This is a genomic window from Xylanibacillus composti, assembly GCF_018403685.1.
GTDB classification, from domain to species: Bacteria; Bacillota; Bacilli; order Paenibacillales; family K13; genus Xylanibacillus; species Xylanibacillus composti.
Map to the genome: position 1 here is coordinate 21,168 of NZ_BOVK01000032.1, position 17,601 is coordinate 38,768.

The window sequence follows — 17,601 nt, forward strand, 5'->3', positions numbered from 1 at the left end:
TCAATCGAGCCTTTTCAACACCGCGATTTCATCGCAGCAATGCTGTTTTTTGCAGTGCACGCAATCCCGCCAAACCTTCTCCGGGAAAATCTCTTTTTCCACTACTTCAAAGCCGTTCCGCTTAAAGAAAAGCACCTCATAGGTAAGCGCCATAAGCTTGGGAATCTGCTTGCTGCGCGCTTCGCATTCCAAGATTTCCACAATTCTGCTGCCGATTCCCCTCCCCTTGAAGTCCTCGCTGACCCCAAGTGAGCGAATTTCTACCAAGTCGCTGCCGAGCTGGCATAACGAACCGCAGCCGACCAATCTATCTGAGGCTTCTTCTACCGCTACCACAAAGCTTGCCAATTGCCGGGCCAGCGCTTCTCTGGATCGGGGAAGCATAATGCCCCGCTCCGCATAGTGCGCAATCAGCTCATGCAATTGTTCAATATCCTCCGTCTTCGCTTTTCGGCATGTGACATTCATTGTCCTCACCACATTTCTGCATACTACGTTTTATAAATATACGATATCATGAATAAACTCTCAAGCACTCTATAAAAATTCCTGACAGTCCGGCTTCACACCGCTTCCCATGCCCTCGTCTATGCGTGAACGCCTACAAAGGCGGCGAATACTTCATTGCCAAGCTCGCGGCCGACTGCTGTCAGGCGATAGCCCTTGTCCGACTTCTCCAGCAGCCCTTTCTCGACGCAGACGGCAAGCTCGGGAGCAAAGCCTTCCTCCAGGCTGATGCCGAACTGTTCCGCAAAATCCGCCTCGCTCACGCCTTCGTTCATCCGCAGCCCGACCATCATGAAATCCTCCATTGCCTCTTCGCGGCTGACATCCCATTGCTCAGCGACAGGAAGACCGCCTGCTGCCGCCTCGATATAGGCCTGCACGCCCTTCACGTTCACATGCCGGCGGCCTTGTACATATCCATGTGCGCCAGCGCCCAGCCCATAATAGCTTCGATTGCGCCAGTAGCCTATATTATGCCGACTTTCCTTGCCGGGTGAAGCGAAATTGCTGATCTCGTATTGCCTGTAACCCGCAGACTCCAGCTTTTTCATAATGAGCCGGTACATGGCAAGCTCTTCTTCCTCCTCCGGAAGAGGAAGACGGTTCTGCTCGTACAGCGTATGGAACAAGGTGTGCTCCTCCACTTTCAGGCTGTACAGCGAATAATGGGGAAGCTCCAGGGCCAGCGCCTTGTCCACGCTCTGTTCCACATGGTCCAGCGACTGCTTGGGCAAGCCGAACATCAGGTCGATCGACAAGTTGTTCAGTCCGGCCGCTCTTGCCCATTCAATGCTCTGATAAACTTCATCCACACGATGAATGCGGCCGATCGCCTCCAGCAGCTCGTTCTGGAACGACTGTACGCCGAAGCTGATGCGGTTGACGCCGCCCTCGCGCATAATTTGCAGCTTGTCCGGCGCTGTCGTTCCCGGATTGGCTTCCATTGTAAACTCCAAATCCGGGCTGCGTTCGGGGAAGGCCTGATCGAGCATGTCCGTAAGAAACCGCATCTGCTCGTTGTCCAGAATGGTGGGGGTGCCCCCGCCGACAAATATGGTATCAATCTGCCCGGGAGGCACGCGCTTAACGGTTTGCTGCATTTCGGCTGCCAGGGCATGGAGGTAGTCCCATACCGGCTGACCTTGAACCGCATACGTATTGAAATCGCAATAATAGCATTTGTGCTTGCAAAACGGAATGTGCACATAAACCGAACGCGGCGCCTGCTGATGGTGCATGCCGTGCTTCCTCCTTCCCTAAGGAAAACAGCGGATTTTGAAGGTTTTCCTTCAAAACCCGCCGCCGACTTCTGAATTCCCTCTAGTCGTCAATTCTCAGTACAGCCATGAACGCTTCCTGAGGCACCTCTACGTTGCCCACCTGCTTCATGCGCTTTTTGCCTTCCTTCTGCTTCTCCAACAGCTTGCGCTTCCGCGAGATGTCCCCGCCGTAGCATTTGGCAAGCACGTTCTTGCGCATCGCCTTGACCGTCTCACGCGCAACGATCTTCTGTCCGATAGCCGCTTGGATCGGCACCTCGAACATCTGGCGAGGAATCAAATCCTTGAGCTTCTCGCACATGACCTTGCCGCGCTGATATGCCTTGTCGCGATGAACGATAAAGGACAAGGCATCCACCTGCTCGCCGTTCAGCAGAATGTCCATCTTCACCAGCTTCGACGTCTTGTAGCCCGAGAACTCGTAGTCGAAGGAGGCATAGCCTTTCGTTCCCGATTTCAATTGGTCAAAAAAGTCATAGACGATTTCGGACAATGGCATCTCATACGTAAGCGTGACGCGGTTGGCGTCCAGGTACTCCATATTGATAAACTCGCCGCGTTTGCCTTGGCATAGCTCCATGATTGCGCCTACGTAATCGTTCGGCACCATAATGGAAGCCTTGACGTATGGCTCCTCAATATATTCAATTTTGCCTACCTCCGGCATGTGTGACGGATTCTCGATGCGGATCATCTCGCCGTCTGTTCTCGTCACCTGATAGACCACGCTCGGAGCAGTTGTAATCAGCGGAATGTTGAATTCCCGTTCGATGCGCTCCTGTATAATTTCCATATGCAGCAGCCCGAGGAAGCCGCATCGGAATCCGAAGCCAAGCGCGCTTGACGTCTCGGGCTCGTATCGGAGCGACGCGTCATTCAGCTCCAGCTTCTCCAGCGCTTCTCTCAAATCGTTGTAATCGGATGTATCGATCGGATACAAGCCGCAGAACACCATCGGATTAATTTTGCGGTAGCCCGGCAGCGGCTCGGGCGCCGGATTCTTCGCATCTGTAATCGTATCGCCGACGCGCGTATCCTTCACGTTCTTGATGCCTGCCACTACAAAGCCGACATCGCCGACGGTCAGCTCGTCCACCATCGTCATGCGCGGCGAGAATACACCGACTTCAATGACCTCGAACGTCTTGTTGGTCGCCATCATCTTGATCTTCGAACCGGAGCGGATCGTGCCGTCCATCACACGGACGTATACGATAACGCCTTTGTATGCATCGTAATGGGAATCGAAGATCAATGCCTTGAGCGGCTGGTCCGGGTCTCCGGTCGGTGCCGGCACCTTGTGCACCACCTGCTCCAAAATTTCCTTGATGCCGATGCCGTTCTTGGCCGACGCCAGCACGGCATCGCTCGTATCCAGTCCGATAATGTCCTCTACTTCCTGCTTTACCCGTTCCGGCTCCGCGCTCGGCAGATCGATCTTGTTCACCAAAGGCAAAATCTCCAGATTGTTGTCCAGGGCCAAGTACACATTGGCCAGCGTCTGCGCCTCAATACCCTGCGCGGCATCGACGACCAGCACAGCGCCTTCGCAGGCGGCCAAGCTCCGGGATACCTCATAGGTAAAGTCGACATGGCCCGGCGTGTCAATCAAGTTCAACAAATATTCCTCGCCGTTGTCAGCTTTATAGGTCAAGCGTACAGCCTGCAGCTTGATCGTAATCCCACGTTCCCGCTCCAAGTCCATCTGGTCGAGCACCTGCTCCTGCATTTCCCGTTTGGTCAAAGCCCCCGTATATTCCAGGATGCGGTCAGCAAGCGTCGACTTCCCATGGTCAATATGCGCGATAATGGAAAAATTCCTAATCTTTTTTTGCCGTTCTCTGCGATCCATGCTTACCCTCCAACCCGAAATGAACCCGTCAATTCTATTCGTAAATACCATTCATTATAACAGTTGTCGGGCCCGGCATCAATCCGTTGCAGACTCAAACCAGGCGATTAATGCTTCCAGCGATTTTTGTGCCGTATGCTGCACGAATGCGCCTGTCTGATCCGCTGCCTTCTCCACGAAAGAGCGCCTCGGCTCAGGCCGCCATGGATCAACGTCTGCTGGCTGATCCAGGCTGCCTGCTTCATGCGGCTGCCGAGGATCATGCGCGGCGTGCCAAGGCGCCTCACCGTCCTGCATGCCTTCATGCTCGCTCCAAGGTTGTACAGAAAGACCGGCCGGCACGGGCTGCTCCCGCGCATCGCGGAAACTCTCCTGCAATGATTGGCTACCGTCGGTCACAGGTTCTGAGAAAGGCCCATGGATCCGTTCCATGCCGCCCGCTGCCCCATTCATGCCAATCCAAACGCCCAAAGCAAGCAGGACAAGGGACACCGCAAGCTTTCCCTTCCAATCCATTTGCTCCCCACCTCTCTAACGTTCAATTGCGCGAAATGGCTAGATTGCCTGACCGGGCCCTGACTGCTCGTTGTTCACCCGTTCCGCTTCAAGAATTTGCTCTGCAATGATTTTGCTCAGCACATCCACCGTCCGGTAGCATTCCTCCAGTGTATTCTCGGGACCGCCGATCTCAATCAGAATGCTGTTCTCGGATAAAGACTGGTTGTACTCCGCGTTGCCACTGCTGGCTGTTTTTCCCCAGACGCCCCGCGACAGACCCGGATACGCTTCTTCCAGCTTGGAGTGGATCGCATTGGCAAACGACTCATTCTTCTCCCACTGCGGATTTCGCCTTCCAATAATAAAGTAAACCTGCGCATAGTCCTCGCCGTTGATGGTGGCCGTAGTCAGGTCCCGGGGCTGGGCGTCCCGGTGAATATCGAACAAATAATTCAGCTTGGGAAAGGAGGCAAATGCTTCCTTGACTGTCTTCTGCGAGTATTTGTAGGAAAAGTTCCAATTGTACTCAGGTTCCTCTGTGGAATAATCCTTATCCGAGCTGGCAGCGCCAATCCCAAGCTCCTTGAGCCTCTCCGCCATGCGCTTGCCTAGTAAAGTCACGTTAATCGTATCGTCGAACGCCTCATGCAGCTCTGTTTTTCCTTCCAGTTCAGGCAAGTAGGATTCCCGGTTGTGGGAATGGTAGATGAAGGCGAGCACTTCGTCCGCCACCGACGCCGGGGAAGGCGCACCGCTTCCCGCACCGCTGTCTTCCTGCTGGCCGTCCGAAGGATTGGGCTCGGCAGCATCAAGCGGCATATCCTCCTCGGTGACCGCTTCTCTGCCTGTGGGCTCATCGCCGGGCGCAGCATCGTCCGCTGGCTGGAGAACCTCTCTCGGCGGCGCATAGTCCGCCGGCTCGTGAAAGCCGGGATTGCCGACCGCGCTGCGAAGATTGACTGTTTTCTCGGAAGCCATTCCCGGCACGCCGCTTGCCAGCAATGTTTTGGGATCGTGCGGATTTATGTTCGTAGCCATTTGAAAGACGAAACTGAAGATTTTGTCGCTCGAAAAAGAGGATTCGGCGTTCCCTTCTGACATATACGGAATTTCCATTGCCATCATATCCGAAAAAAATTTGCCGGATAACGACGCAGCCGCGCCTTGTATGGAGGAAAGCGGGGAGTTATGGCTCCATTTCGCTTGTGCCAGTCCTCCTATGCCCAGTACGATAAATAACGCCAAAGTGCTGATCGATAACAGTACGAACGGGTGCAAGGTCCACTTGTGCTTTCGGTTCACGATTGTTCCTCCGTTTCTGACAGCAGGTGTCAACATCTGCCGCCCAAGCTCGTAATCTATTTCACTATGAATCTATGAGCCGGGAAGAACGAATAGAACCGATAACTAGCATCATGATGGCATTTGAGCCTTACACATATACAAAAAAAATGCCCCGGCTGTCTTTCCTGACTGCCGGGAAGCTTATTCAGCGGAAATTTAATGGGTATAGGCTGCAACGTTGTCGACATCGACCGCTTCATGCAGCGAGGCGTTCAAGCCATTGGCGATAATATTGGCTATATCCTCAATAAACTGGTCAATCTCCTTGGGGGTGACCAACAGATCATGGCCAAGCGGATTGAGCACTTCCCTTACCATCGCCAATCGCTCCTGTTCGTTCATCTTGTCCAGAGCCCCAAATATATATTCCGTATTGCTCGTTTGCTGGCGGAAGTGCTGCATGACCATCTCGATGCTGTTGTTGACAATCGTGGAGGCGTACACGACCGTTGGAACGCCGATTGCGATGACGGGCACGCCCAGAATCTCTTGCGTTACCCCTTTCCGCTTGTTGCCAATGCCGGAGCCCGGATGGATGCCGGTATCCGCAATTTGTATCGTCGTGTTGACGCGATCGATGGCCTTGCTCGCCAGCGCATCCACTGCAATGACCAAATCCGGCCTGGATTTTTCGACCACGCCCTGCACCACTTCGCTCGTTTCGATGCCGGTGGTTCCCAGCACGCCGGGCGCAATGGCGCTTACCTGTCTGTATCCCGGGCTCACCTGGTCCGGCATCAGTTCAAAGTAGTGGCGAGTCACCATCACATTCTCTACTACAATCGGGCCGAGCGCATCGGGAGTGACGTTCCAATTGCCCAGTCCGATCACGAGAACCTTGGCGTCCTTCGGGATGTTCACCTTTTCCAGGAAACGTTCAAATTCCTTGGCGAACGCCTTCGCTACCCGGTCTTGCAAGTCAGAATCTTTGTTCCGCAGCCCCGGAACCTCTATCGTAATATAGTGGCCTTTCAACTTGCCCATTGCGCGCGCGCCTTCATCCGACTCCACATCTATGCGGGACATTCGGATGCCATCCTGTTCCGACTGTTCCATCGTCACGCCCGGTATTTGATCGCCATAGGTTTGGCTTGCCAGTTCGCGCGCCTCCAGGGCCAAGTCCAATCGAATTTCTTCCAATTTGTCCTGACCGCTTGCTTTGTTGTTCATGCTGCGCATGCCTCCCGGATGTTTTTGATCCCTATTGTGCGATATTCGGAGGTTCCTTATGCAAATTTCCTGCCTTTGAGCCGCAGGCACAGGTAGCTCCAGCATGTGTCTCCTCTGTGCTCTATTGATTTTTCGCTCACTGCATGGTAAAATGTTCAGAGTTGTGACTAGAAAACGCTAGGATTCGTTGTCTGCAAAGCGGCTGCCAGCCATCGCATACCAGCGTATTCACGGAAATCCACCTTCACGGCTCGCCCGTGTAAAGCAGTTTAGGAGGTGAATGCAGTGCCAAACATTAAATCCGCAATCAAACGTGTAAAAACAAGCGAAAAGCGTCGTCTTCGCAACGCATCGCAAAAGTCTGCGCTGAGAACTTCGGTTAAAGCCGTGGACAGCGCGATCCAAACCAGCGACGTGGAGCAAGCGAAGTCAGCTTTTATTGAGGCGACCAAGAAATTGGACAAAGCCGTTACGAAAGGCTTGATTCATAAAAATGCGGCGGCTCGCAAAAAGTCCCGCCTTGCCAAAAAAATCAATGAGCTTGCCCAGTAATCGAACGACAAAAACGGGGCTGTTCCTCTAAGTTTGACTTAGCAGGAGCAGCCCCGTTCTTTTTTCGTTTCAACCGCTTGCCCTTGATCCGGCAGCCAATTGAAGCAGGAACATGTCGAGACCGAGCTGCTTCTCCACGCGCCCCGTCTTCATATCGTAATCCAGTTCCCCCAGCCATTGCAAAATATTCGCCAGCCGTCTGTCTTCATAATGACGGCTTTGTCCGACAGCAACTTTTACCGCATAGGGATGCACCCCAATGGATGAAGCGATCTGCTGCTGCGAATATCCCCGCCGACTAAGCTCTTTCACCTGTGCGATGATTCGATATTGCCTTGCGATGAGGGATGCAATCTTGATCGGCTCTTCCTTTTGCTTCAACAACTCATCCAGCATCGCGAACGCCTTGTCCATCCGGTTATTGACGATATCATCGACCATCTGAAATATGTTCTGCTCTACGGTCCGCGTCATAATTGCCAGCACCATCTCCTGCGTCACAGTGCTGTTTCTCCCGGCCAAGGCAGCCAGCTTATCCAACTCGCCAGCCAGCAGCTGCAAATTATTCCCGCCGGAAGCGGCGACCGTCTCCAACGCTTCCCCTTCAATTCGACAGCCAAGCTTCTCGAGCCTCCGCTCGATCCATACGGCCAATTCTCCTGGTGTCAGGGAGGTGCAAGGCACCATGCCGTCCAGCTGTTTCAGCTTCTTGACGATTTTTTTCCGCTCGTCGAGTTTGTTCTCATGAACGGTGAACAGCAATACCGTCGTCTCGGAGGGCGCTTCGAGATATTGATGCAGACGCTCTACATCGTGGTCTACCTTGCTCTTGTCCTTGCTTCCCGTCAGGAACACTGCATTCACAGCGACCACAAGCTTGCGGGCCGCCATGAAGGGAAGAGTCTCGGCATCCTCCAGCACATGCGCAAGCGGTGTTTCCGAACAGTCATATTTGCTCACTGCCAGCTCCTCTGTCCCGGGCTCCACGACTTGAGCTGTCAGCTGTCTCAGAAATTCCTCCATCAGGTAGCCCTCGGATCCGTAGCAGACATAAACGGGCTTCAGCTGGCCCTTTGTCATTTGTCTCCATACCGTGCGATCGCTCATGTTTCATCCTCTTTTCGTACTTAACTAGGATACGGAATCCTGGCCCGCTTTCTATTCATCGTACAGGAATTTCGGCCATTGAGCAACGAAGGGACGCCCCTGATTATCAGGTGACGTCCCTTCGTCGGCACATCTATATAAACACTCCGGGAGAATGCCTAGGATCTTCCCCGGCAGTGGCCATACAAGGCGTACCGTGCAGTGCTGTCGAATCCTTCATTTGTTTTCACTATACGTCAGCCTCTGGCTAAATGTGCAGCCTACTCCCGAATATTTTCGGCTGATTTCGCTCTTGCATTCACGGCAAGCCGATAGGACTCATTCTCAATCCTGTAGCGCATGAAGACAAGCTCTTCCTCCTCGGTGCTCCACACCAATTGAGGGACATCCTCCATCTCCATAAAGGCGCCGACATAAAGGGCAGCCCCTGTTGCAGTCTCGTACACAGCCAATCTGTACATTCCGCCGGACTCTTCCACATACGCGGTAAGCTCGCCCGTATCGGACAAGCTGCTGTCCAGTCGCTGAACTTCCACTGATGAAGTAGCCACCGGATAATCCGCAACGGCATACCTCTGCTCCTCCATCCCTGGCTCAAGCTCTGTTGCTGGCTTCCCCGACTCTTCGGAGGGCTCCTGCAACGCAAACAGCTCCTTATCCTCGTCATCGCCAAGGGGAGAACGACCTTGTTGCGTTGGCTGTTTCCCTGGCTCCCCATAACTGGTAACAGACTCATCCGGATCATGGCCAGAAGCGGCATAGTCCTGCGCAAGGCCTTCAAAAGCGACCCCGTTATCATCAGGCGTCTCGACAGATGGCCCCAACTCATGGTTCGCTTCATGGCGCTGGCCTTCCGCCGGTTCCTGCCCGCTGGAAGCATCGTTATCCGCACCGGATTGCCCGCCGCTGGTCACTACCTGCGATTTGGCTGTGAGGGCGGCAGATTGCGCCACATCCCCTGCTTCCGCGTGATTCGCCAGTCCATTGGCTCCCGCCCGATCAGCATCATCCAGACGCGCCTCGCCGGCATTATCCAGTGGAGTGCCTATCGGCTGAATAGCGGCAAACACGACGAGCAGCAGTACGGCTGCAGCGGCAATGCCGCCCGCTGTCTTGATGGATGCGCTATGTTGAATCCGGCCCAAAAAGCCAACCCTGCGCTCCGGAACGGTCGGTTCGTTCAACGGACGGCCATTCTCATCCAGGGCAATCCCTTGGTTGCGAAGCTCGTCAATTTCTTGGAGACGGGGAAGAATTTGATCTACCAGACTGAATGCCGGCGCGACCTTGGGCAAGCTGACCAGCTCCTCGGAGAGCTTCGCCATGCGTGCAAACATTCCCGCGCATTCATCACAATGCTCCATATGGTTGTGCATCGCCACCGTTTCTTCTTCTGTCAACTCCTGATCCAGATGTCTCTGTATCAGTTCGATCACCTCTTGGCACTTCATCCGCGAACACCACCCTTCTGATACTCATGAAGTAACGATTGCAGCTGCTGCCTCGCCCTGTACAAATATGACTTCACGGTGTTGAGGGGCAGGTTCAGCGATTCTGCAATCTCATTGTATGAAAAATCCTGTAAATACCGGAGTACCACGACAGCACGGTGGTGCTCGGGCAGCTTTTCTATCGCCTCTTGAATATCCTTGGCAACGTAAGCGGACACAATTTCATCCTCCACATCGCGCTCCGACTGAAACACCATGTTATGCTCTTCGATGGATACAGTCGGTTTTCTGCGTCGGAACTTGTCAATGCAAATGTTGGTGACGATCCGCTGTACCCATGTTTTGAACAAGGCCTTCTCCTCGTAGGTATCAATCTTCGTATAAATGCGGATGAGCGCTTCTTGGGCAGCGTCCATCGCGTCCTGTTCATTCCCCAAGATATAATAAGCCGTCCGGTATACGTGGGTTTCAATATCGCGCAAAAGAGTGACGAGAGCGTCGCGATCGCCCGATTGAGCGGCTATGATGAGATCCTGCTCTACCACCCTGATCCTCCTCTCTTGCAACCTTCTAGACGGAAAGTATTCCGAATATGTTGCACTACCTGCGTGATCAGTACGATATTTTTCTCTATCTCTTTACATTCCTATTATAATGCCCGCGCCGAATAGTGCAAACTTCCAATATCATGATATGGGGGTTAACGTTGGCCGAACTTGCAGCTCGCGTCCGCCTTGCTTCACGACAATGCGGATACCGCCTTGCCGATCCGTGCGCCAAATCCGAGCCTCCGCGGAGGCCAATCGACCAAGCGTATCCGGATGCGGATGGCCGTATGCATTGCGAGAGCCTGCAGACACAACCGCATGCTGAGGCTGCCAGTATTGCAACCACTCGTGCGATGTGGAATGCCGGCTGCCGTGATGGCCAACTTTCATCACATCAACTGCACATTCAGCGCGAAACTCGCAAGCAGGGATGAGTTCGCCGCCCTTGAATGCGGAAAGCCAAGCCGTCTCGCTGACCGTTCCGGTGTCTCCAGTGAACAAAAAAGTCGCTTCTCCCATGCGCATCCAGATGACAATGGAGTTCTCGTTTTCGCTGTTGTTTCGGTATACGTCCTCCTTCGGCCACAGAATGCGGAGTTCTGTTTGCGCATCGGCCTGCAGCACATGCCCAGCTCTAACGGATTTTATCGGCACTTGCTTCTCCAGCGCTGTCTGAAACAATGCCTTCGAAGACTCTGCTTGCCGGACTTGCCCATTGAATAGTAGCGTGCCGACCTTCATCCTTTGAAGCACTGCAGGCATGCCCCCAATGTGATCGTGATCGCCATGTGTGGCGATCACGGCATCCAGCTTTGCAATGCCGCGCTTGCGCAGCAGCGGAACGATCAGATCTTTGCCTGTCTCATACGGGTCGCGGCGCGCACGCCATGCTTCCTGCTTGCCGAAGCGGAATGTCCCGCCCGCGTCAATAAGAAAAGCCTTCCCTTGCGGCGTGCGGACCAGTGCGGCATCCCCTTGTCCGACATCGATGAACTCCACCCAGCCTTCACGGCTCCACCGTTCGGCTTGAAAGCCGAAGGTCACTAGTGCCAGCAAACTCAGCCCAGCCAGCAATGCGGGCAGCGGCTTCTTCCTCAAACTGAGATGCAGCAAGCAGGCGGAGGTGCCCCAAAATATCCCCATCCAGGCCAAGGAGGGCGAAGCCCCGACCAGCAGCACGGACTGCACGCCGGCCATCCAATCCGCCGCTTCAAATACGAATGTCAGCAATCGGCTTACAGGGAACGCCAGCAGTTGACTGCCTGACTCCCAGAAGATCGCCAAAGCTGCGGAGGCCAGCCCAAGCGGAAGCACAAGACCGGTAAAAATGGGCACTATCCCCAAATTGGCAGGAAGGGAAAGCAGGGAAATGCCGTTGAAATGGTACATCACGAGCGGAAATGAAGCAACCTGCGCTACAATCGAGACAGCAAGAAAGCTTCTTAATCCGATACCCGGCAGCGGAAGGACCCGAACCAGGGAGGGCACGGCGACGATCAGGCTAAAGGTAACGGCGAAGGACAATTGGAAGCCGACGTCCATGAGGTAATAGGGATCATAGATCAGCATGGCGCAAGCCGTCCAGGCAATTGCTGTCATTCCTCCGCGCAGACTGCGCTTTTTCCAGAACCAAAGCCCGACAAGCGCCATGCAGCCCGCTCTCACTGCCGAAGGGGAAGCTCCGGTGAGCAGCACGTAAAAGGGCACAAGCCCAAATGCACATACGCGAACCCATTCCTCGGGCATGCCCAGCCTGCGCAGCAGACCGTACCAGATCGCCAGCCATATGCCAATGTGCAGTCCGGAGATCGCGATCAGATGCGTCAATCCGAGCGCTGCGAAAGCATCGAACTGCAGCGGATCCAATTCGCTGCGGTCCCCAAGCAGCAGGCTGCGCATCAAGCCGCTCCAGGCAGGCGGATAAATCTGGTCCAACTTGACGGCCATCGCTGCCTGCAATCGGTCCAAAACACGCAGAAAGGCTGTATGAGGACTGACGGGATCGAAGCGTGCAGCCTCTCGGGTTACTGCATCCAAACCGTCCACTCGCAGCACCGCATGAATGCGCTTGCGCAGCAAATATTCGCGATAATCGAACAAACCTTCATTGCGCGCTGTGTCAGGACGGCTGAGTGTGCCTGCAGCAAGCTGCAGACGATCTCCTCTCCCCCAGACATAAGCAGCTTCGCGTTCTTCCTCGCTGGCCAAGTAGAGGAAGGTTTGCACATCCTCGCCATTTGGCAGCTTGAGCACGAAGGAGAGCCGATCCCCATCCATCTTGATTTTCCCGGCTATCGTACCTGCGAAATTCGTTGCCTTGCTGGTCTCCCCTTCATCCGGCAGGTGCAGCATGGTTTGATTGTATCGAATGACGGCCGTCGTATAGAGGACAGCCGCAATCGCGATCAGCGCGCATGTTAACGCAGGAATGCGCGCCTGCCCGAGTCTGCGCCATGCAAGCAGCAGTCCGATCCCTGCGAGGGTACATGCACTAGCAACAGCTACTAAGGGCAGCATGAAACCTGCCGCCGTCCCACATATCCAGCATACGGCTCCCGCTGTCATTGAGGTCATCCGCCCGCTCTTGCCGGCCTGCGATTGTTTTTTGCTCTGCGACTCGTCCATTTTGTCTTCCCTCTCTTCACCGCGGTTCACATTGCCGCAGCTATTCAGCCTTGCGTCACACTTAGTCCGCCAGATACTGAGAAACCGAAAAAAAAACCTCTGCCCGCCCCAAACATCGTCTGTTCAACAGACTTTGCTTGAAGGCAAGCAGAGGTTCTTCCTCATGCTTTTTGTGTATATGGACTTACAGCCGTTCCAAACTGCCGATCTGCACACAGCTCAACGCTGCGGTTCCAACGTCTGTATGCCAGTAGGAATCGCGTAGTCTTCCAAACGGCGAATAGCGATTCCGCACTGCTCCATCAATTTGATCACCTTGTCGCTGTCCTTCGGATATCCGCGGTGGTACACAATTTCACGCACCCCGCTGTTGGCCAGCATATTCGCGCATGTCCAGCAAGGCTGGTCGGTGACATATACGGTCGCTCCCTCGCGGTCGCTCCGGTCCGTGAACAGCAGCAAATTTTGTTCCGCATGAATCGTGCGGATGCAGCGCTGCTTCTTGACCATTTCTTCCTTGCTGTCGCGCTGAACGATTTCGTACTCCTCTACCAGCATACAGCCGGCCTCGGAGCAGTCCTCTACTCCGGTAGGCGCACCGTTGTATGCAGTCCCGAGCAGCTTCTTGCCTAGTACAAGCACAGCCCCGACCTGCCGCCTGCCGCAGCGCGACCGGGTAGAGGCCATGTATGCGATATCCATGAAGTACGTGTCCCAATCTTTCCGTGGAGGTACGCTCATCGCCTGCCTCTCCTTTCCTGTGCAGCCGGATTGCTCTTATTGTTGGCTGGCCTTTAGCGCTTGATCCAAATCGTACAAAATATCATCGATATTTTCTGTGCCGACGGAAAGGCGGATCATCCCTGGCGTTACACCTGTAGACGCAAGCCGTTCCCCTGACAGCTGGGAATGGGTCGTGCTTGCTGGATGAATGATCAGCGACTTGGAATCGCCGACATTGGCCAGATGCGAGAACAGCTTGCAGGCATTTATGACTTTCTTGCCGGCTTCTACACCGCCTTTGATTTCAAAGGTCAGAATCGCGCCTTGTCCTTTAGGCATATACTTCTGGGCCAAATGGTAGGATGGATGATTCGGCAATCCTGCATAGCTGACCGACTCCACCGCCTCATGCTTCTCCAGGAAGCGGGCTGTCGCCAGCGCATTCTCACTATGCCGCTCCAACCGCAAATGCAAAGTCTCCAAGCCTTGAAGCAACAGGAAGCTGTTGAATGGAGAAAGCGATGCGCCCATATCGCGCAGCAGTTGAACACGCGCCTTGATAACGTAAGCGATTGGGCCAACTGCGTCTGTATAGACCACGCCGTTGTAGCTTGGATCCGGTTCAGTCAGTCCGGGGAACTTGCCGCTGGCTTTCCAGTCGAACTTGCCCCCGTCTACGATTACGCCGCCGATCGACGTGCCGTGACCGCCAATAAATTTGGTAGCGGAATGGACCACAATGTCGGCGCCGTGCTCAATCGGACGGAGCAGGTATGGGCTCGGCAGCGTATTGTCCACAATAAGCGGGAGCCCGTTCTCGTGGGCAATTTGGGCCACTGCCTCGATGTCGAGAATGTCGCCGCGCGGATTGCCTACCGATTCTGCATAGATCGCTTTCGTCTTCGGAGTAATTGCCTTGCGGAAATTTTCCGGATCGGTTGGATCCACAAACTTGACGTTGATGCCCAGCTTCGGCAATGTGATGTAGAACAGATTATAAGTGCCGCCATACAAACTGGAAGCGGATACGATCTCATCGCCCGCACCGGCAATGTTCAGGATGGCGTATGTAATTGCGGCCTGTCCCGATGAGGTTGCCAGCGCGGCAGCGCCTCCCTCCAATGCCGCGATACGCTGTTCAAACACATCATTCGTCGGGTTCATGATACGGGAATAGATGTTGCCGAATTCCTTCAAGGCGAACAGATTTGCAGCGTGCTCGGAATCGCGGAAGCCGTATGAGGTTGTTTGGTATATCGGCACCGCCCTGGACATCGTCGTCGGATCAATTTCCTGTCCGGCATGTACCGCCAAAGTTTCTAAGGACAGCTTGCGTTCTTCTGCCATCTCAGCATCTTCCTCTCTTCTTATAATAAACTTGTCCACTTCTTGTCGTTTATTTTCTCATAATTTCCTGTAGAATAAAAGGTAGAATCCTTTACGCTCTTACAACGATTGTAAGAGTTCGAACCTATTAAAGCCGGAGGAGCGATACTTCATGAATAGAACAGGCTTGGTATTGGAGGGCGGCGGCATGCGCGGTGTCTACACGGCAGGCGTGCTGGAATATTTCTTAGAGCAGGAATTTCATATTCCGCATGTGACCGGCGTATCTGCCGGCGCCTCCATCGGCGCCTCCTATGTGTCCCGTCAGCGAGGACGCAACGAAAAAATTACAATCGGCTATATTGATGATCCACGCTATATCGGGATCGGCAACTGGTTTCGCGAGCGCAGCCTCTTCGGTATGGACTTCGTCTTCGGCGAACTCCCGAATGTGCTCGTTCCTCTTGACTACAAGACCTTTCACTCCCCTGACCAGCAGTTTTGGATCGGCACCACTGATTGCCGGACCGGGCAAGCCCGCTTCTTCCATAAAAATGAATCAGATGACGTGCTCCGTGTCGTCAGAGCATCCAGCAGCCTTCCGATCATCTCGCCAATCGTGGAGATCGACCGCGTCCCTTATCTGGATGGCGGCATATCCGAGCCGATTCCCGTAGCGAAATCAGAACAGGACGGCAACGAGAGGCATATCATTGTTCTTACCCGCGAGGCAGGCTACCGCAAAACCCCCTCCCGCATGTCGTGGTTGAACAAGCGCTTATTTCGGCAATACCCGCGATTGGTAGAGACAATGGAGAGGAGGCATAAGCATTACAACGACACGCTGGACCGCATTTCTGCAATGGAGAAGGACGGCACCGCGTTCGTATTTCGTCCGGAATATGCCCGCAAGGTGGGACGTATGGAGAAGGACAAGCGCAAACTGACGGCCCTTTACCAGGAAGGGTATGAAGCGGCGAAGCGACGGTTTGCCGAGCTGAATGCCTGGCTCGCTTGATCGCTCTGCCACATCTGGACACGCGGCCGCTCTAATCGACTGCGATCAGATCCCGCAAGTTCTCCAGTGTCTTGGGACCGATGCCCTTGACCTCCTGCAGCTCTTCCTTGGATTCGAACAATCCATGCAGCATGCGATGCTGCACAATCGCATGCGCTTTGGCCGGTCCGATGCCCGGCAGCTGCTGCAGTTCTTCAATGCCGGCCCGGTTAATCCGAACGGGGAAAGGGGAAGGCTCCTCACTCGTTGCAGGGCCGGGATCGGCTCCTCCGCTATCCTCGGGACTCCCTTCCCCTGTCTGTTCGCCGAGCGCCCTCTCCACTTGCCCGTCAGCGGCATCCCCAAGCTGCACCGGGCTTGCCGATTGATCAACAATAATCCAAATCCACATAATCACGACAGCCGTCGCCAATAGGGCCCACAGCAGCCATTGGCGCACCTCGATGCGGACATCGACCTTGCCGCTTATGCTTTTCCCCTTAAGCGTGGCTGACCCTCTCTTCATGGAAAGCCAGCCTGTTTGCTTTCTTTTTTCCGACATGCGCTTCTCCTTTCTTGTATATTATTGGCTGCGCCGCATATAGATGAGGTAGACTGCAATTTTTGCGCGTAGGAGGGTTTCATATGAATGTGGGATTTATAGGAACAGGAAGCATGGGGAGCATACTTATTGAATCATTCCTTCGTTCCGGCGCCTTGCTTCCCGAGAACATTACTGCCAGCAATCGCTCGCACTGGAAGGCCGAACGGCTGTCTGAGATGTATCCGGGCTTGTGTGCGGCGAAATCAAATGCAGAGGTGATCGCGGAAAGCGAGATTGTGTTTTTGTGCGTCAAGCCGGGCGAGTACAAGCCTGTCATCGATGAAATTGGGGCAATCGTCCAGCCTTCCCACATCCTCGTATCCATTACCAGCCCGGTTCTCGTCCGGCACCTGGAAGAACTGCTTCCCTGCAAAATCGCCAAGGTTGTTCCAAGCATCACCAACTATGTATGCAGCGGAGCTACCCTCTGCGTATACGGAAGCAGAATCGGAAGTGCCGACCGAGAGCTCCTGGAACGTCTGTTCCGGCATATGAGCGAGCCCATTGAAATCGAAGAGGACTACACGCGCGTCGCGTCAGACCTGTCGAGCTGCGGGCCGGCTTTTTTGGCCTTCTTCATCCAGCAGTTCATCCATGCGGCCGTCGCTGAAACCGGCATTCCCAAAATCGATGCCGAGCGGCTGGCGTCTGAAATGACGCTCGGCACCGGCAAGCTCCTTACATCGGGGAAGTTTACGCCGGATGCGCTGCGCGAACGGGTTTCCGTTCCGGGGGGCATAACAGCCGAGGGCATCCGCCTGATGGATCAAGAGCTGCATGGCATGTTCGACAGGCTTATCCAAACAACGCATAAAAAGTACAGGGAAGACATCGAAAAGGTGGAAACGATGTTTTTTTCTACGCGTGTCGATTAGCCCCGGCTGCCAGTCTCCCCTGTCCGCTTGAGAGCGGACGGCAGCAAACCCCAGCTTCTCGGCCGGACAAAAAAAACAGCAGTCGGGCACCGTATTGTTCGCTTCACGGAATGCCTGACTGCTGTTGTATGTTGATGCTCGG

The 17,601-nt window shown here is 54.4% G+C and carries 16 protein-coding genes; 3 read left to right on the forward strand and 13 right to left on the reverse strand.

Features of this window, described 5'->3' with window-relative positions:
* The 6 genes from XYCOK13_RS12560 to gpr all read right to left on the reverse strand — a co-directional run bounded on the left by XYCOK13_RS12560 (nucleotide 1) and on the right by gpr (nucleotide 6,651).
* A complete protein-coding gene (locus XYCOK13_RS12560; protein WP_213412506.1) occupies nucleotides 1-468 on the reverse strand; it encodes an N-acetyltransferase in 468 nt (155 codons plus the stop codon).
* A 119-nt stretch (nucleotides 469-587) separates the two neighbouring features.
* A complete protein-coding gene (hemW, locus tag XYCOK13_RS12565) occupies nucleotides 588-1,745 on the reverse strand; it encodes a radical SAM family heme chaperone HemW (protein ID WP_213412507.1) in 1,158 nt (385 codons plus the stop codon).
* An 82-nt stretch (nucleotides 1,746-1,827) separates the two neighbouring features.
* Nucleotides 1,828-3,639 carry a translation elongation factor 4 gene (gene lepA / locus XYCOK13_RS12570; protein ID WP_213412508.1) on the reverse strand — a complete coding sequence of 604 codons (1,812 nt, stop codon included), beginning with the start codon at nucleotides 3,637-3,639 and terminating at the stop codon, nucleotides 1,828-1,830.
* A 78-nt stretch (nucleotides 3,640-3,717) separates the two neighbouring features.
* Nucleotides 3,718-4,155 carry a hypothetical protein gene (locus XYCOK13_RS12575; RefSeq protein ID WP_213412509.1) on the reverse strand — a complete coding sequence of 146 codons (438 nt, stop codon included), beginning with the start codon at nucleotides 4,153-4,155 and terminating at the stop codon, nucleotides 3,718-3,720.
* Between the two features lie 39 nt (nucleotides 4,156-4,194).
* Nucleotides 4,195-5,439, reverse strand: coding sequence for a stage II sporulation protein P (spoIIP, locus tag XYCOK13_RS12580; protein ID WP_213412510.1), 1,245 nt, complete (start codon nucleotides 5,437-5,439; stop codon nucleotides 4,195-4,197).
* Nucleotides 5,440-5,637: 198 nt separating this feature from the next.
* The gene (gpr, locus tag XYCOK13_RS12585; protein ID WP_213412511.1) at nucleotides 5,638-6,651 is read right to left on the reverse strand and encodes a GPR endopeptidase; all 1,014 of its coding nucleotides are present in this window, start codon (nucleotides 6,649-6,651) and stop codon (nucleotides 5,638-5,640) included.
* Nucleotides 6,652-6,936: 285 nt separating this feature from the next.
* Here gpr and rpsT point away from each other — a divergent pair, with 285 nt between their 5' ends.
* Nucleotides 6,937-7,203 (forward strand): 30S ribosomal protein S20, encoded by a 267-nt coding sequence (gene rpsT, locus XYCOK13_RS12590; protein ID WP_213412512.1) that lies wholly within the window; start codon nucleotides 6,937-6,939, stop codon nucleotides 7,201-7,203.
* Between the two features lie 69 nt (nucleotides 7,204-7,272).
* Here rpsT and holA read toward each other — a convergent pair whose 3' ends face one another.
* From holA to XYCOK13_RS12620, 6 genes are all read right to left on the reverse strand, one after another.
* Nucleotides 7,273-8,310, reverse strand: coding sequence for a DNA polymerase III subunit delta (gene holA, locus XYCOK13_RS12595; protein ID WP_213412513.1), 1,038 nt, complete (start codon nucleotides 8,308-8,310; stop codon nucleotides 7,273-7,275).
* A 260-nt stretch (nucleotides 8,311-8,570) separates the two neighbouring features.
* Complete coding sequence (locus XYCOK13_RS12600; RefSeq protein ID WP_213412514.1) at nucleotides 8,571-9,761, reverse strand: anti-sigma factor family protein; 1,191 nt, start codon at nucleotides 9,759-9,761, stop codon at nucleotides 8,571-8,573.
* On the reverse strand, nucleotides 9,758-10,306 hold the full coding sequence (locus XYCOK13_RS12605; RefSeq protein WP_213412515.1) for an RNA polymerase sigma factor: 549 nt from the start codon (nucleotides 10,304-10,306) through the stop codon (nucleotides 9,758-9,760). Before XYCOK13_RS12605 ends, XYCOK13_RS12600 begins: the two co-directional genes overlap by 4 nt.
* A 141-nt stretch (nucleotides 10,307-10,447) precedes the next feature.
* Entirely contained in the window at nucleotides 10,448-12,934 is a 2,487-nt protein-coding gene (locus XYCOK13_RS12610) for a DNA internalization-related competence protein ComEC/Rec2 (RefSeq protein ID WP_213412516.1), read from the reverse strand.
* A gap of 219 nt (nucleotides 12,935-13,153) precedes the next feature.
* Complete coding sequence (locus XYCOK13_RS12615) at nucleotides 13,154-13,675, reverse strand: deoxycytidylate deaminase (RefSeq protein ID WP_213412517.1); 522 nt, start codon at nucleotides 13,673-13,675, stop codon at nucleotides 13,154-13,156.
* 36 nt (nucleotides 13,676-13,711) lie between these two features.
* Entirely contained in the window at nucleotides 13,712-15,004 is a 1,293-nt protein-coding gene (locus tag XYCOK13_RS12620; RefSeq protein WP_213412518.1) for a homocysteine synthase, read from the reverse strand.
* A 151-nt stretch (nucleotides 15,005-15,155) separates the two neighbouring features.
* On the opposite strand from XYCOK13_RS12620, the gene XYCOK13_RS12625 reads away from it, so the two are divergent.
* Nucleotides 15,156-16,001 (forward strand): patatin-like phospholipase family protein, encoded by an 846-nt coding sequence (locus XYCOK13_RS12625; protein WP_213412519.1) that lies wholly within the window; start codon nucleotides 15,156-15,158, stop codon nucleotides 15,999-16,001.
* Nucleotides 16,002-16,032: 31 nt separating this feature from the next.
* On the opposite strand, the gene XYCOK13_RS12630 is transcribed toward XYCOK13_RS12625, so the two are convergent.
* Nucleotides 16,033-16,542, reverse strand: a complete 510-nt coding sequence (locus tag XYCOK13_RS12630; RefSeq protein ID WP_213412520.1) for a ComEA family DNA-binding protein — start codon at nucleotides 16,540-16,542, stop codon at nucleotides 16,033-16,035.
* Nucleotides 16,543-16,625: 83 nt separating this feature from the next.
* On the opposite strand from XYCOK13_RS12630, the gene comER reads away from it, so the two are divergent.
* Nucleotides 16,626-17,459, forward strand: a complete 834-nt coding sequence (comER, locus tag XYCOK13_RS12635) for a late competence protein ComER (RefSeq protein WP_213412521.1) — start codon at nucleotides 16,626-16,628, stop codon at nucleotides 17,457-17,459.
* Nucleotides 17,460-17,601: the final 142 nt, after the last annotated feature.